This window comes from Methylobacterium sp. NMS14P, from assembly GCF_028583545.1.
Classification (GTDB): Bacteria; Pseudomonadota; Alphaproteobacteria; order Rhizobiales; family Beijerinckiaceae; genus Methylobacterium.
This window is the reverse complement of sequence record NZ_CP087106.1, coordinates 3,575,217-3,590,265: the sequence shown is the minus strand read 5'-3', so window position 1 is coordinate 3,590,265 and position 15,049 is coordinate 3,575,217. Positions and strand designations below refer to the sequence as shown.

General features: G+C 70.1%; 13 protein-coding genes, 1 tRNA gene and 1 riboswitch. Of the genes, 7 read left to right on the top strand and 7 right to left on the bottom strand.

Features of this window, described 5'->3' with window-relative positions; all coding sequences use genetic code 11:
• Positions 1-60: 60 nt before the first annotated feature.
• Genes LOK46_RS17240 through LOK46_RS17225 form a run of 4 tightly spaced genes read left to right on the top strand, consistent with a single transcriptional unit; the run spans position 61 to position 4,650 of the window.
• Positions 61-1,005: an ABC transporter substrate-binding protein gene (locus LOK46_RS17240; protein WP_273559118.1), complete on the top strand. Its 945-nt coding sequence runs from the start codon at positions 61-63 to the stop codon at positions 1,003-1,005.
• A complete protein-coding gene (gene fhuB / locus LOK46_RS17235; RefSeq protein ID WP_273559117.1) occupies positions 1,002-3,014 on the top strand; it encodes a Fe(3+)-hydroxamate ABC transporter permease FhuB in 2,013 nt (670 codons plus the stop codon). Before LOK46_RS17240 ends, fhuB begins: the two co-directional genes overlap by 4 nt.
• Positions 3,011-3,808 (top strand): siderophore-iron reductase FhuF, encoded by a 798-nt coding sequence (gene fhuF / locus LOK46_RS17230; protein ID WP_273559115.1) that lies wholly within the window; start codon positions 3,011-3,013, stop codon positions 3,806-3,808. Before fhuB ends, fhuF begins: the two co-directional genes overlap by 4 nt.
• A complete protein-coding gene (locus LOK46_RS17225; RefSeq protein ID WP_273559113.1) occupies positions 3,805-4,650 on the top strand; it encodes an ATP-binding cassette domain-containing protein in 846 nt (281 codons plus the stop codon). The genes fhuF and LOK46_RS17225 overlap by 4 nt, the downstream gene beginning before the upstream one ends.
• Here LOK46_RS17225 and LOK46_RS17220 read toward each other — a convergent pair.
• From LOK46_RS17220 to LOK46_RS17200, 5 genes are all read right to left on the bottom strand, one after another.
• Positions 4,635-4,979 (bottom strand): hypothetical protein, encoded by a 345-nt coding sequence (locus LOK46_RS17220; RefSeq protein WP_273564744.1) that lies wholly within the window; start codon positions 4,977-4,979, stop codon positions 4,635-4,637. The genes LOK46_RS17225 and LOK46_RS17220 overlap by 16 nt on opposite strands.
• Complete coding sequence (locus LOK46_RS17215) at positions 4,976-5,137, bottom strand: hypothetical protein (RefSeq protein ID WP_273559111.1); 162 nt, start codon at positions 5,135-5,137, stop codon at positions 4,976-4,978. The genes LOK46_RS17220 and LOK46_RS17215 overlap by 4 nt, the downstream gene beginning before the upstream one ends.
• A 363-nt stretch (positions 5,138-5,500) precedes the next feature.
• Positions 5,501-7,198 (bottom strand): methyl-accepting chemotaxis protein, encoded by a 1,698-nt coding sequence (locus LOK46_RS17210; RefSeq protein ID WP_273559109.1) that lies wholly within the window; start codon positions 7,196-7,198, stop codon positions 5,501-5,503.
• 255 nt (positions 7,199-7,453) lie between these two features.
• A protein-coding gene (locus LOK46_RS17205; RefSeq protein ID WP_273559107.1) for an IS3 family transposase occupies positions 7,454-8,595 on the bottom strand; the annotation gives its coding sequence in 2 pieces (ribosomal slippage) (positions 7,454-8,319 and positions 8,319-8,595; 1,143 coding nt in all).
• 161 nt (positions 8,596-8,756) lie between these two features.
• Positions 8,757-8,831: transfer RNA gene (locus LOK46_RS17200), tRNA-Gly, on the bottom strand.
• A gap of 249 nt (positions 8,832-9,080) precedes the next feature.
• Here LOK46_RS17200 and LOK46_RS17195 point away from each other — a divergent pair.
• Positions 9,081-10,850 (top strand): N-acetylglutaminylglutamine amidotransferase, encoded by a 1,770-nt coding sequence (locus tag LOK46_RS17195; protein ID WP_273559105.1) that lies wholly within the window; start codon positions 9,081-9,083, stop codon positions 10,848-10,850.
• Between the two features lie 118 nt (positions 10,851-10,968).
• A complete protein-coding gene (locus LOK46_RS17190; RefSeq protein WP_273559103.1) occupies positions 10,969-11,793 on the top strand; it encodes a class II glutamine amidotransferase in 825 nt (274 codons plus the stop codon).
• 10 nt (positions 11,794-11,803) lie between these two features.
• On the opposite strand, the gene LOK46_RS17185 is transcribed toward LOK46_RS17190, so the two are convergent.
• Entirely contained in the window at positions 11,804-12,127 is a 324-nt protein-coding gene (locus LOK46_RS17185; RefSeq protein WP_273559101.1) for a flagellar protein FlaG, read from the bottom strand.
• Positions 12,128-12,378: 251 nt separating this feature from the next.
• Here LOK46_RS17185 and LOK46_RS17180 point away from each other — a divergent pair, with 251 nt between their 5' ends.
• The gene (locus LOK46_RS17180) at positions 12,379-12,897 is read left to right on the top strand and encodes a TY-Chap domain-containing protein (RefSeq protein WP_273559100.1); all 519 of its coding nucleotides are present in this window, start codon (positions 12,379-12,381) and stop codon (positions 12,895-12,897) included.
• A gap of 22 nt (positions 12,898-12,919) precedes the next feature.
• Here the strand turns inward: LOK46_RS17180 and thiC are convergent, their stop codons facing one another.
• A complete protein-coding gene (thiC, locus tag LOK46_RS17175; RefSeq protein WP_273559098.1) occupies positions 12,920-14,806 on the bottom strand; it encodes a phosphomethylpyrimidine synthase ThiC in 1,887 nt (628 codons plus the stop codon).
• A 71-nt stretch (positions 14,807-14,877) separates the two neighbouring features.
• Positions 14,878-14,983, bottom strand: a riboswitch (TPP riboswitch).
• Positions 14,984-15,049 lie beyond the last annotated feature (66 nt).

The window sequence follows — 15,049 nt, the reverse complement described above, 5'->3', positions numbered from 1 at the left end:
CGGCCATCGTCGTCTCAGGCGCCGCCGCGACCGCAGGCACGGACGCCTCGGCGCATGGTGATGAGCCGCCCGCGCGGCGATCGTCGCGCCCTCCTCGCCGGCCTCGTCGCGGGCGCCCTGTGGCTCGTCCGGGGCGGCTTCGCCGTCTCTCCCGCGGGCGCGTCCGACGACCCGCCGCGCGAGGGGGCGAGCGGCGCGCCCACACCCCGCGTAGTCGCCCTCGACGGATTGTTTGCCGAGACGCTCCTCGCCGTCGGCCTCGTGCCGGTGGCGATCGCCAACCGGCCGCTCTACGACAAGCTCATCGCCCAGCCGCCGCTCCCCGCGTCCGTCCTCGATCTCGGCCCCTTGCAGGAGCCGAACCTCGAGTTCCTCAGCCTGATCGCCCCGGATCTCATCCTCGCCGCGCCGTGGCAGGCGCAGATCCAAGTTGCGCTCACCCGGATCGCCCCGGTCGTGGCGTTGCCCATCGTCGCGGGCACGCGGGAGCCGATCGACCATCTCGACGCGCTGACCCGCGACCTGGGCGACCGCGTCGACCGCGCCGCCGCGGCGCGGGCGCTGGTCACCGGGACGGACAGGGCCCTCGCCGAGGCCCGCGCCGAGCTCGCGGGCCGGGCCGGGCGGCCTGTCTACATCTGCCGCTTCCGCGACGACGGGCGGCAGCTAGCCGTCTTCGGCACGCGCAGCACCGTCGGCGCGGTCGCCCAGCGGCTCGGCCTGACCAATGCCTGGACCGGCCGGCAGAGCGGCGCGGGCACGGTGCTCGCCGCCGTCGAGGACCTCGCGGAGGTGCCCGACGCGACGCTGATCCACTTCGACCGCGGCGCAGAGACCGCGCGCGCCCTCGCGCGCCTCGACGACAGCCCGCTCTGGCGGGCGCTGCCCGCCGTGCGCGCCGGCCGCGTGATCCGCATGCCGGTCGTCCACCCGAACGGTGGGTTACCCTCGGCCGCGCGCTTCGCCCGTCAGGTCGTTGCGGCGCTCGGGAAGGCACCGGCGTGAGCGCGGCGGGGGCCGGCGCACGGCGGGCGCGAGCCGATGGGTACGAGGCCTCGCCGCCCTGGCGCGGGGCGGGCCTCCTCGCCCTGGCACTGGTTGCGAGCACCGCGCTGCTGCACGCCAATCTGGCGGCCATCCTGCCGCCCGGCCAGTGGTGGGCCGCCCTGCTGCACCCGACCGACGGCGACATCGCGCAGATCGTCCTGCGCGACAGCCTGCTGCCGCGCTTGGCGATGGCGGCCCTGGCCGGCGGCGGCCTCAGCCTGGCCGGGGTGCTATTCCAGCAGGTACTCGACAACCCACTCGCCGAGCCCGGCACCCTCGGGGTGTTCGCGGGCGCGAAGCTCGCGTTGGCCATCGCGACCCTGTGGTGGCCCGCCCTCCTCATCTACGGCTACGAGCCCGTCGCGGGTGCCGGGGCGGGGCTGTGCACGGGCCTCGTGCTGCTGCTGAGCGGGCGCAGCGGCTACGCGCCGTCCGCCGTCATCCTCGCCGGACTGGTGGTCGGGCTGTCCGTCGAGGCGGCGAACCGGATGCTGGTGCTCGCGCATTTCGACGCGCTCTCCGACCTCTACGCGTGGCAGGCCGGCGCGCTGAACCAGAACAACTGGGACGGCGTCCGCGGCCTCGCCCCGCGCCTCGCCCTCGCGGCCCTCGCCGCCTGTCTGCTGGCGCGCCCGCTGACCCTGATCGAGCTCGGCGATGCCGGCGCGCGCGGGCTCGGCGTCTCCACCGCGGGCACGCGGCTCGCCGCCCTCGCCCTCGGCGTCGCGGTCGGCGCCAGCGTGACCGGGTATCTCGGGGTGATCGGCTTCGTCGGCTTGGCGGGGCCGGCCCTGGCCCGTTACGGCGGTGCCCGCCGGCTCCGCGATCGTCTGCTGTGGGGCCCGGTCGCCGGGGCGGTGCTGCTCGTCCTGACCGATCAGCTCGTGCAGCGGCTCGTCGGCCGCAGCGGTGTCCCCACCGGCGCCGTCACCGCGCTCGTCGGCGCGCCCCTGCTAGTCGGCCTGATCCTGGGTCTGCGGACGGCGCGCGAGGCGCCGCCGGCGCCGGGGCCAGTTCCGGCCCGGCTCTCCCGGCCATGGCCCGCCCTCGGGGCGCTCGCGATCGTGGCGCTCGCGGCCGTCGGCCTGTCGCTCACCCTGGGGCGGGATGCCCAGGGCTGGCTGTGGAGCTCCGATCCGGGCGCCCTCCTGGCCTGGCGGGCGCCGCGGGCGCTGGCGGCCCTGGGGGCCGGGGCCATGCTCGCCTACGCGGGCGGGCTGTTGCAGCGGCTGACCGGGAACCCGCTCGCGAGCCCCGAGCTGTTCGGCGTCTCCGCGGGTGCGGCCCTCGTGGTGGTGCTCGTCCTGTTCCTCGCGCCGGGCCTCGGCCAAGCCGCGATGCTGGCCGCCTCCGCGGCGGGCGCGCTCGCGACGCTGCTGGCGGTCCTGGCCCTGGGCCGCCGGGCGCGCTACGCCTCCGCCCGGATCCTCCTGGTCGGCGCGGCCCTCACCAGTCTGATCGGCTCGGTGGTCGCGCTCCTGCTCGCCACGGCCGATCCGCGGACCGCCGCGCTGCTGACATGGCTCTCGGGCTCGACCTACAACGCCACCGGGTTCGAGGCCGCGCTAGCCTTGCTCGGCGCGGCCCTGGTGCTCGCGGGCACGCCGCTGCTCGCGCGCTGGCTCACGATCCTGCCGCTCGGAGCGGAGACGAGCCGGGCCGTCGGGCTCCAGGTCGCGCGGGCGCGCCTGACGATCCTGTCGGTCGCCGCGATCCTGACCGGCGCCGCGACCCTGCTCGTCGGCCCGCTGAGCTTCGTCGGGCTGATGGGCCCGCACCTCGCCCGCAGCCTGGGCTTCAGCCGTGCCGCCGAGCAGCTGGTGGCGGCGACGCTCGCCGGCGGCCTGATCATGGTGCTGGCCGACTGGCTCGGGCGCGTCGTGGCGTTCCCATGGCAATTGCCAGCCGGTCTGGTCGCCACGGTCCTCGGGGGCGCCTATTTTGTCTGGTTGATGCTGCGCCGATGACGCTCTCCGCGCTGAACGCCCTGTTCGTCGGCCCCCTCGAGGGCTACCGGGATCGGCTCGTTTCCGCAGAGGATCCGCGCCCCTCCGTCAGGGGCGCCGACCTGCTCGATCCGCGCGTCCTGACCGAACAGCTCGATCGGTTCGCCCGCACCTTCGCGGCGCCGGAGCCCCGAGCCGTCGCGTCGATCTGGGCGAAGCAGCACTTCTCCATCCTGGTGGTGCCCGCGCTCGCCGCGAACATCGTGCTCGACCTCGTCCTGCCGGTGGCCCTCGACGCGGTCGAGATCATCCCGGACGCGGGTGGGCTGACGCGGGCGCTCAAGCTGCGCGGCCTCGCCCCGGGCCGCCACGAATCCGAGGGCCTGACCAGGGATCGGGCACCGGCGGATCGCTTCGACGCGCTGATCGACGCGCATCTGGCCCCCCTGGTCGACGCCCTGGCCGCGGTCTCGGGTGTGGCGCCGCGCGTACTGTGGAGCAATGCCGGCAACATCTTCGAGTTCGTGGTGCGCCGCACCGAGGGGCTCCCGCAGGAGGGCGGCGCCGGGCACGCGGCCGCCGCGCGCGTGCTGACGAGCCGCCGACGGTCCGGCGCGCCCAATCCGCTGTTCGAGCCGATCCGCTACGTCCCGGAGGTGGGGGACGCGCCCGAGGGTTCGCCGCCGCGGCGGGTGCGGAAGGTCTGCTGCCTGCGCTACTTCATCCCCGATCAGAGCCTCTGCGGCGCGTGTCCGCTGCCCGCACGCCCTGAGGCCGGTCCGGCGGGGACAAGCGGCCCGCGGAGATCCGCATGAACGGTTCCGATGCGCCGGTCGCCGCGCGTCCGCGGGGCGTCCCGGCGGCAGACACCGGGGGCGACACCCCGCTCTTCACGCTGCAGGGCGCGAGCTTCGGCCTCGCCGGACGCACCCTGCTGCATCCCCTCGATCTCGTGATCCAGCCGCGACAGGTGGTGGGCCTGATCGGCCACAACGGGTCGGGCAAATCGACCCTGATCAAGCTGCTGGGCCGCCAGCAGGCGCCGACCACCGGCCGGATCGCGTTCTTGGATCGCGCCATCGGCGCCTGGGAGGACCGCGCCTTCGCGCGCAAAGTCGCCTACCTGCCGCAGGCGCTCCCGCCGGTCCCGGGCATGACTGTGCGCGAGCTCGTGGCGCTGGGGCGCTATCCCTGGCACGGCGCCCTGGGTCGTGTCGCCGCCCGGGATCGCGAGGCGGTCCGGCGGGCGCTCGCCGCCACTGGCGTCGCCGGCTTCGCGGACCGCTTCGTCGACACGCTCTCGGGCGGCGAGCGGCAGCGCGTCTGGCTCGCGATGATGATCGCCCAGGAACCCGCCTGCCTGCTTCTCGACGAGCCGATCTCGGCCCTCGACGTCGCCCACGCCGTCGAGATCCTGGCGCTCGTGCGCGATCTGGCCCATCGGGAAGGGCTCGGCGTGGTGGTGGTCCTGCACGACGTGAACATGGCGGCACGCGTCTGCGACCGGATCCTCGCGCTGCACTCGGGACGCCTGACCGCGGATGGTCCCCCCGGCACATTGGTGACCCCCGACACTCTGCGCGCCATATACGACATCCCAATGGGCGTCATGCCGCATCCGGATACCGGTCGACCGCTGAGTTACTTGCGCGGATAGGCCCTACAGCGGCGACGCGGGCTTCGCGCTTCAGAGGCCCGACCCGTGTGACCTGGACCCAGCAAACTGGTCCGCGACGCGCGCAAGCTCTCCGGGCATCCTGAACCCTGGAGGAGGGTGGATGCCATGCCTTCCTCGACTGCCTCTGCAACGTCGATGGTGGATCGGGCCTCGAAGGCGAACGCCTCGGCGCGCTCCCGTCTTTCAAGCACGATCACCGGCACGGCGGCGAGCTTCGGGTCGAACACGCGCTCGCCCGCGCAGTAGACGCTGTTGCCGTCCATCCGCGCCACGGCGCGGTCGCGCCGGCGGGCGTCCGGCGTGCTCACGCGCGCTGCCCGCGGGCGACGTGCCAGCGGATCGAGACGCGCACCACGTCCCAGATCACGCCCTCGCCGAGTTCTTCGAACGCGAAGGCGGGCGGGTCCGGGTTGCGGAAGGCGAGCCGCGGAACGGTGCCGTCGATCACGGGGCGCTTGCGGCTCATCTGGCCCTCGACCGCCGCGACGACGATGCTGCCGTGGTCGGCCTCGAGGCTCGACGCCGGCGAGGCCGCGATCGTGGATGCCGGCGCCCTCCGCGGTCGAGCCGGCGATGCGCCGCAGGAAGGTCGACCTTTTGCCAGTCGACGGCCTGCAGACCGGCCGGCGTGACGCTCCCGTCACGTTCACGCCAGCGTGAGTTTTTTGGGCGACAATCCGTAGCCACCTCGCGAGGCGGAAGACGATCAGGCGCTGTTGCCTCGGTGCCGCTCGTGGCAGGAAGTGGCTTCCACGGATCGTCACTCGCGCTCATGCATGAAAAAGCCCGCGCCGGCCGACCGGGCGGGCTCTTCCGAGACACTAAAGCATCAGGCGGCGCGGACGGTCGCCATGAAGCGTCCCACCTCGGCAGCGAGATGTTCGGACTGGCGTGACAGTTCGGAGGCAGCTCCCAGAACCTGGCTCGCCGCCGCACCCGTTTCCTCGGCCGCGCCGGCCACCCCGGCGATGTTGCTGGTCACCTCGCCGGTGCCCATCGCTGCCTGGCCGACGTTCCGAACGATCTCCTGCGTCGCCGCGCCCTGCTGCTCCACGGCCGCCGCGATCGAGGTGGCCACGTGGCTGATCTCCTGGATCCGCGTCGTGATCGAACCGATCGCCGATACGGCCTGACCTGTGGAGGCCTGAACCCGGGCGATCTGGCCGGTGATCTCCTCGGTGGCCTTGGCGGTCTGCTCAGCCAGTGCCTTCACCTCGGACGCCACAACGGCGAAGCCGCGGCCGGCGGCGCCGGCGCGGGCCGCCTCGATGGTTGCGTTCAGGGCGAGCAGGTTGGTCTGCCCCGCGATGGTCGAGATCATGCCGACGACGTCGCCGATGCGCGCGACCGACGCGCTCAGCTCCTGCACGAGAGCTCCGGTCTGGTCAGCCTCGCGGACCGCCACCTGCGCCATGTCGGCGGAGCCGTCGACCTGTCGGCCGATCTCCTGCACCGAGGAGCCGAGCTCCTCAGCGGCAGCCGCGACCGTGTTGACGTTGGCGGCGGCCTCCTCGGCGGCGGCCGCCACGGTGGTCGACTGGCTGGCCGTCTCGGTCGCCGTCGCCGTCATCGTCTGCGCCGTGGCCTGAAGTTCCGTGGCCGAGGAGGAGACCATTCCGAGGATCCCGCCCACTGCACGCTCGAAGCCGTCGGCGAGTTCGATCATCGTCCGCTTGCGCTCAAGCGCGGCGGCCTCATCGGCGATGCGTCGGATCTCGGCTTGCTCGGCGGCCTTCCGGGCCACCATAGTCTTGATGCCTTCGACGGCTTTGCCGACGGCACCGATCTCGTCGCCGCGGGAAGCTTCCTTGATCTCGGCGTCGATCTCACCCATGGCCATCCGCTGCAACACGCCGACGAGGCTGGCCAGTGGCCGGTTGATCCCGAACAGCACGATCGCGCCGAGGATGCCGAAAGCGACGAGAAGGCCCGACGCAGCGATGATCGTAAGGGTCAGCTTGATCTGTTCGGCGACGGCAACGGCGTGGTCCCTGGACGATCTGAGCTCTCTGGCGTTCGTGTCGGTCCGCATCTGGACGCCTTCCAGCACCTTAGCCCGCGCGGGACGGCCCTCGTCGATCGAGACCTTTCGGGCTCCTTCGATCTCGTTCTTCAGACCGAGAGCAATGGCGCGGTCAGCCGCCGCGAAATACGCGCCCATATCGGCCTTGATGGCTTCGTTCGTCGACCGCCGAGCGGGGGTGTCCGCGAGGGCGATAAGGTGATCGATCGCCTCGTAGGCGAGCTTCTGCTCCCGTTGGAAATGCAGGCGCTCGGCAGCCATCGTGGATGCGTCGGTCTGGATGATGATATTCTTCTCGGCGATCGTCGCGTTGCTCATAGCCAGCGCCATTTGCAACGCTGTGACGGCTCGAACGGCGGTCACGTCGACGATCTGTTGTGTGTTCCTCTCGAGTTCATCAATCGCCGAGCGCGAGAAAAAGACGATGCCAATGGCCGTCGCGAGCAGTAGCGCTACCGGTATCGCGATCTTGGCGCCCAATCGCAAGTTGCGAAACCAGTTCATTGCAGTCGCTCCGGCGCCCGAGATTGCAGAGAGCTCAAAAACTCGCACGATGCGAGTAGGGATGGAATAAGATGCCGGGGTAAAACTAAACACAGGTTAATGATGGCCGTTCTGTCCGCGATGACAAGTCGTAGTTATTTGAGGTTGTCTGACCTGGGAAATGTGAATGCCAATAAAAAATCTTTCTGCACCGTGGATTGAAGTGCCGAGTCATGCGTGATCTGACCGGCATTTTGGACCGGGCCGAGTGAGAGGCTACTGCACGGCCGCTGCCATGGGTAGCCGGAAGGCCAGATCTGGGTAGCTGACAGGCGCTGGTGGCCGATAGCCAAGGGACGAGTGCGGCCGGATGCAGTTGTAGGCGCTCTGCCAGAGGGCAATCACGGCCTGGGCTTCCTTGAGTGAGTAGAAGATCTCCTGGCGCAGGCACTCGTCGCGCAGCTTGCCGTTGAAGATTTCACAGTACCCGTTCTCCTGCGGTGAGCCCCGTGCGATATACTGGATCTGTGCTCCGGCTTTGGCGACCCATTTGCGGAGTGCCTTTGAGATCATCTCAGGGCCGTTATCGCAGCGGATGTGCTCCGGGATGCCGTGCAGGCACATGGCGTCGGCCAGCGCCTCGATCACGCCGAGGCTGTTGATCCGCCGCGACACCTTCAGCGCCAGGCACGCCCGGCTGTGCTCGTCGATCAGCGTCAGGATGCGCAAGCTGCGCCCGTCGTGGGTCTGCGCCTGCACGAAGTCGAAGCTCCACACATGGTTGCGGTAGAACGGACGCAGACGCACGCACGAGCCGTCATTCAGCCAGAGGCGGCTGCGTGGTCGGTGCCTTTGTGGGACATTGAGCCCCCCGCGACGCCAGATGCGCTGAACGCGGTCCTTGCCCACTCGCCACCCCGCGGCATGCAGCAGCGCGGTGACACGGCGATAGCCGTAGCGTCCGTACTCGGACGCCAGGGCGACGATGGCGCGGGTCAGCCCATCCTCATCGGCCAGCACGGTCGGCACATAGCGCTGCGTGCTCCGATGCTGGCCGACGATCCGGCAGGCGTGACGTTCCGACAGGCCGTACTTCTCCCGGATGCCAGCCACCGCCTGCCGGCGTCGTTCGGGGGCTATACGTTTCCCGAGGCGACGTCCGCCAGCACCTGACTCACCAAGGACAGGTCAGCCACGAGCCGCCGTAGCCGCGCGTTCTCGCGCTCCAGATCCTTCATCTTCCTGGCCTGATCGACCTGGAGGCCGCCGTACTCCTTGCGCCAGCGGTAATAGCTCTGCTCGGAGATCTCCGCCTCCTTGCACGCCAGCGCCAAGCTCTTGCCCTGGGTCGTCTGCACCTCGATTTGGCGCAGCTTCAGCACCACCTGATCCGCACTCGTCTTCTGACCTCGCCGCATGTCCAACTCCCTCGGTCCCAGCTGATCCTCTCAATCAGCGCGGTCCAAAGCCAGCCGGTCAGGTCAAGACCGTTATACCAACGTTCTACAACGGCGGCGGTCCACCATGAGATACGCCGCGTTCGGGCGTCACAAGCCTTTGCCGCCAGAGCAGAAATTGATGGAGCGGGCGATCGGGATCGAACCGACGACATTCAGCTTGGGAAGCTGACGTTCTACCACTGAACTACGCCCGCCGACATGGTCGGCACGGAAACGGTCTGTCGCGGAGCGTGAACTCCGAACGGCGCCGTGCGCTCATGTACAGCCACGATCTAGCAGTTCGACGGCGACGGCGTCAAACGGGTCCGTTATCGCCGGCCAGAATTCCAGGCTTCGCGGATGCCTGCCGCGCCGGTCGGGCCGGCTTGCCGGAACGCCCCGACGCCCCGGCCGTTTCGCTCGACGGAGCGTGCGTCGCGCCGGACCGAGACCCTGCTGACATCATGTGTGGAATCTGCGGCGAGATCTGTTTCGACCAGCCAGCGGACCCCGCCGCCGTCGACGCGATGATGGGATGCCTGCGACCGCGCGGGCCGGACGCCGCGGGGCTCTTCGGTTCCGGCCGGGTCGTCTTCGGCCATCGTCGGCTCAAGATCATCGACCTGTCCGAGGCCGGGCAGCAGCCCATGGTCGACCCGGCCCTCGGACTCGCGATCGTGTTCAACGGCTGCGTCTACAATTTCCGCGCGCTACGCGCCGAACTCGAGGCGAAGGGCTACAGCTTCTTCTCGACGAGCGACACCGAGGTCGTGCTCAAGGCCTATCACGCCTGGGGACGTGCCTGCGTCGAGCGCTTCGCCGGCATGTTCGCCTTCGCGATCCTGGAACGGGAATCCGGGCGGGTCGTGCTGGCGCGCGACCGGCTCGGCGTGAAGCCGCTCTACTACAGCGAGGCGAAGGGCCGGTTCCGCTTCGCCTCGTCGCTCCCAGCCCTGCTCGCCGCCGGAGACGTCGATACCGCGGTCGATCCCGTCGCCCTCCACCATTACATGAGCTGGCACGCGGGCGTGCCGGCCCCGCTCACCATCCTCAAGGGCGTGCGCAAGCTGGCGCCGGCGACGATCCTGACGATCGAGCGGGACGGGACGCAGCACGCGTCGACCTACTGGACCCTGGCGATCGGGCCCCGCGAGGCCGATCGCGGCCGGACGGAGGCGGACTGGCGCGAAGCCGTCCTCGACGCCCTCGGCACCGCCGTCGAGCGCCGGCAGGTCGCCGACGTCCCGACGGGGGTTCTCCTCTCGGGCGGCTTGGACAGCTCGCTGCTGGTGGCCCTGCTGGCGCGCGGTGGCCAGCGCGGCCTCAAGACCTTCTCGGTGGGCTTCGACGCGGTGAACGGCGTCGAAGGCGACGAGTTCAAGTATTCGGATATCATCGCCGAGACTTTCGCCACCGACCACACCAAGCTGGCGGTCGACGGCTCCCGGACGCTGGAGGCGCTGCCGGCAGCCATCGCGGCGATGTCGGAGCCGCAGATGAGCCACGACGCGGTGGCCTTCCTCCTGCTCTCGCAGGAGGTCGCCAAGCACGTGACGGTGATCCAGAGCGGCCAGGGCGCCGACGAAGTGTTCGGCGGCTACCACTGGTATCCGAAGCTGATGGGCTCGACGGACCCGGTCGCCGATTACGCGAAGGCGTACTTCGACCGCGACCATGCCGAGATGCGGCAGGCCCTGACGCCCGAAATGGTCGGCGGCGATCACAGCACCGACTACATCGCCACCTTCTTCGCGCGATCGCGGAGCGACAGCGCCATCGACAAGACCTTGCAGCTCGACCAAGAGGTCATGATGGTCGACGATCCGGTCAAGCGGGTCGACAACATGACGATGGCCTGCGGCCTCGAGGCGCGTGTGCCGTTCCTCGACCACGACCTCGTCGAGCTGGCGGCCCGCATCCCGGCGGAGCTCAAGGTCCGGGACGGCGGCAAGTACATCCTCAAGGAGGCCGCGCGGGCTGTCGTCCCGGCCGAGGTGATCGACCGCAAGAAGGGGTATTTCCCCGTTCCGGCGCTGAAGCACATCCGCGGCCCGTTCCTCGACTACGTCCGCGACGTGCTGGACCGGCCCGAGGCGCGCGCGCGCGGCATCTTCAACCGTGCCTACGTCGATCACCTGCTCGCCGATCCCGACGGCACGCTGACGCCCAAGGGCAACTCGAAGCTCTGGCAGGTGGCCCTTCTGGAGAGCTGGCTCCAGACTCACGGCGTCTGAGACGGGCCGCGGCACGCCTTTCGCGACGGATCGTGATCGAACGCGTGCTCAAGGTGCCGCGCTTTGTCCACGATCGTCCCGGATCAGCCGGTCGACAGACACCCGGAGAAGCCCGTCGATGTGCCGCTGGATCGCCTATGCGGGACGCACCATCCCGCTGGAGCACTACGTCACCGAGCCGTCCCACAGCCTCGTCTCTCAGAGCATCGCGGCGCTCGAATCGACCGCGGCCACCAACGGCGACGGGTTCGGCCTGGGCTGGTACGGCGATCACCTGGAGCCCGGCCGCTACCGCGAGGTCCAGCCAGCCTGGTCGGACGACAACCTCCGCTACCTGTGCCGGCACCTGCACTCGCACCTGTTCTTCGCGCACGTGCGCGCCGCGACCGGTACGCCGATCACCCGGCCGAACTGTCATCCCTTCGCCTGCGGCCCGTGGCTGTTCATGCACAACGGCTATATCGGCGACTGGAGCCGCCTGCGGCGGCCGGTCGAGGCACTGATCCCCGACGAGCTCTACCCGTCGCGCGCGGGGACCACCGATTCCGAGGCGATCTTCCTCGGATTGCTGGGTTGCGGCCTCATGGGGCCGGGGCCGCGCCGCGATCCAGTCGAGGCGACGGCGCGCGCGCTCGAGCGGCTCACGGACCTCGCCGGCGCGCATCCGTTCCGGTTCACCGCGGCGCTGGCGGACGGCCGCGATCTCTACGCGTTCCGCTACGCCGCGAACGACAAGGCGAACTCGCTCTACTACCGCGCCTCGGAGGGCGGCGTGGTCGTCGCCTCGGAGCCGCTCGACCGGGATCACGGCACCTGGACGACGGTCGCCGAGAACAGCGTGCTCGTCGCGCGGCGGGACGCGCCGGTGGAGATCCTGTCACTGGCCCAGTTCGGCCTGGGCGCGCCGTCGGTCGACGACTCGGTCCGCCGGCTGCGCGCCTGAGCGAAGGCGCCTAGGCGACGCGTGAGAGACTGCCGCTCTGCGACCCGAGCGTGCTGCGGGCAGAATCGTAGGCGCGATTGCGCAGGGCGGTCTCGCTCGGGAGCTGATCGATCACGTTGCCGGACGACGGATCGACCACCTGGAACACGATCGAGCTCGTGTCCGGGTCCTGGATGTAGCGCGCCTTGCCGCCGTTCGTGCCGATATCGAGCTTGACCGCGGGCTCGAGCGGCTTGGCGGGAGTCTGGGGCCGGGGAGCCTCCTGCGTCACGGCGGCGGCGGCCGTCGCTCCGAGTGCCTCGAGGCCCTGCGGCCCCGGCGTCGTGGATGTCAACGCTCGAATCTCCATCGCCGGTCTCCTGCGATCCTGTGATCGAAGGATTGAGGGGCGGTCCTGCCTAATCCTTCCTTAATGGCGACCGCCGGTCCACCGGATGCTGCGGCGGGATCGGAGATGCGATGAACATCGCGTTACCGTCGCGACACAAATCTGTGCTGGTTTTTCAACGAAGCCGACTCGGCGCGCGTCCGGTTCGTCTTCCCACAACGGGGCCGCGGTCCGCCCCGCGCTGCATGGAGCACGCGATGTACAGGATCTTCGCGACTCTCGTCCTGGCGGCGACGTCCGCGCTCGCCGCGCCGGATTCGCGCGCGCAGTTCATCCGCGAGAATCGCTGCGCCGTCGCGGAGCGCCTCGACGCCATCCACAGGCACGGCCCGGTCGACGTCTCGCGCGACCGCTTCATCGTCGTCGCGCTGCACGGACAGGAGCAGCGCTACGTCCAGTGCATCTTCCAGGATCGGGATACGCGGATGTTCTGCGAGGCCGCGTCGGGCGCCTACGGGCCGCCCGGCGGGGGCCGCTTGAGGCTGGATGCGACCGCGCGGGCGGCCCTGGCGGCGCTCCGCTACGTCCAGGCGGACCCGGCGGAGAACTTCGCCCGCCTCGTGGAACTGGGAACGCCGCCCGACCTCGGCATCGCCGCGGATCTGATGCTGGCGGCGCTGCACGATGCCTACGGCGCTCGCCCGGGCGACGTCCTCGATATCGAGGCCCCGTACGGCGGAACGCCCGGGCGGGGCTGCGGCACGCCCGAATCCTGAGCGGACCGGGCGTGCCGTCGTGTCACTCGGCGGCGTCGACGTAGAGCTTGCCGCCCTCGGCCAGAAACTCCTGCGACTTCGCCCGCATCCCGGCCTCGGCCTCGGCCTTCGACATCGCGGGCGCGGCGCCAACGACCTCGCCGGCCTCCTCCATCGCCAGCACCTCGGCGCGCAGGTCCTGCGTGATCTTCATCGAGCAGAACTTCGGCCCGCACATCGAGCAGAAATGCGCGACCTTGTGGGCGTCCTTCGGCAGGGTCTCGTCGTGGAAGCGCCGGGCCGTGTCCGGATCGAGGCCCAGGTTGAACTGGTCCTCCCAGCGGAAGTCGAACCGGGCGCGGCTCAGCGCGTCGTCGCGCAGCTGCGCGGCGGGGTGCCCCTTGGCGAGGTCGGCGGCGTGGGCGGCGATCTTGTAGGTGATGACGCCGGTCTTCACGTCGTCCCGGTCGGGCAGGCCGAGATGCTCCTTCGGGGTGACGTAGCAGAGCATCGCGGTGCCGAACCAGCCGATCATCGCGGCGCCGATGCCCGAGGTGATGTGGTCGTAGCCGGGGGCGATGTCGGTGGTCAGCGGGCCGAGGGTGTAGAACGGCGCCTCGCCGCACTCCTTGAGCTGCTTCTCCATGTTGACCTTGATCTTGTGCATCGGCACGTGGCCGGGGCCCTCGATCATCACTTGGCAGCCCTTGTCCCAGGCGACCTTGGTCAGCTCGCCGAGCGTCTCCAGCTCGCCGAACTGGGCGGCGTCGTTGGCGTCGGCGATCGAGCCCGGGCGCAGGCCGTCGCCCAGCGAGAACGACACGTCGTAGGCCCGCATGATGTCGCAGATCTCGTCGAACCGCTCGTAGAGGAAAGATTCCCGGTGCCCGGCGAGGCACCAGCGGGCCATGATCGAGCCGCCGCGCGAGACGATGCCGGTGACGCGCCGCGCGGTCAGCGGCACGTGGGCGAGCCGCACGCCGGCATGGATGGTGAAGTAGTCGATGCCCTGCTCGGCCTGCTCGATCAGCGTGTCCTTGAACACCTCCCAGTCGAGCTTCAGCGGGTCGCCGCCGACCTTCTCCAGCGCCTGGTAGATCGGCACCGTGCCGATCGGGACCGGGCTGTTGCGGATGATCCACGAGCGGATGTTGTGGATGTTGCGGCCGGTGGACAGGTCCATGACCGTGTCGGCGCCCCAGCGGATCGACCAGACCAGCTTCTCGACCTCGTCGGCGGCCGAGGAGGTGACGGCCGAGTTGCCGATGTTGGCGTTGATCTTGACCAGGAAGTTCCGGCCGATCGCCATCGGCTCCAGCTCGGTGTGGTTGATGTTGGCCGGGATGATCGCCCGACCGCGGGCGATCTCGTCGCGCACGAATTCCGGGGTGATGAAGGGCGGGACAGAGGCCCCGAAGCTCTGGCCGTCGGCCAGCGCGGCCTCGGCGCCCGCGAGCATCGTCTCGCGGCAGACGTTCTCGCGATGGGCGACGTAGATCATCTCCTCGGTGATGATCCCCGCGCGGGCGAACTCGTACTGGGTGACCATCTGGCCCGGGGCCGCCTTGCGGATGGTCCGCTCGGCGGGGCAGGGGGCCACGAGCTTGTCGCCCGCGAAGCCGTTATCCTCGGGCTTCACCGCCCGCGGCGCGACGGCCGCGTAGCCGCGCGCCGCGACCCAGGGCTCGCGCACGCCGGGAAGGCCGGCATTGAGGTCGATGCGGGCATCGGTCTCGGTGTAGGGGCCCGACGGGTCGTAGACCCGCACCGGTTCCTCCTTCGGATCGGAGAGGACGATCTCGCGATAGGGTACGCGGATGTCCGGCCGCCCGGCCGGGTTCGCATACGCCTTGCGCGATCCGGTCACCGGACCGGTGGTCACGGTCTCGGGGCTGCCTTTCACGTCCTTCGGGAGAACGGGTGCGTTCATCGTGGGCCTCTCCTCGTGCTGGAGTGGTCCGGTCCACGCGATGGCCGAGATGAGATGGGGTCGCGCAGGATGCGACCGCAGGTTCCCGTCCCTCCGCCGGTATGAGCCGGATCAGGTTCAAGGGTCAGGGCAGCGTGCCCAATCTCAGCCCTCTGCAGGGCCCCCCTCGGAACGGTTCCAGACTCGGGCTCGCGGAGGGCTTTGTCAATGCTGACCGGCGGCCGTAGAAAACACATCCCGTAA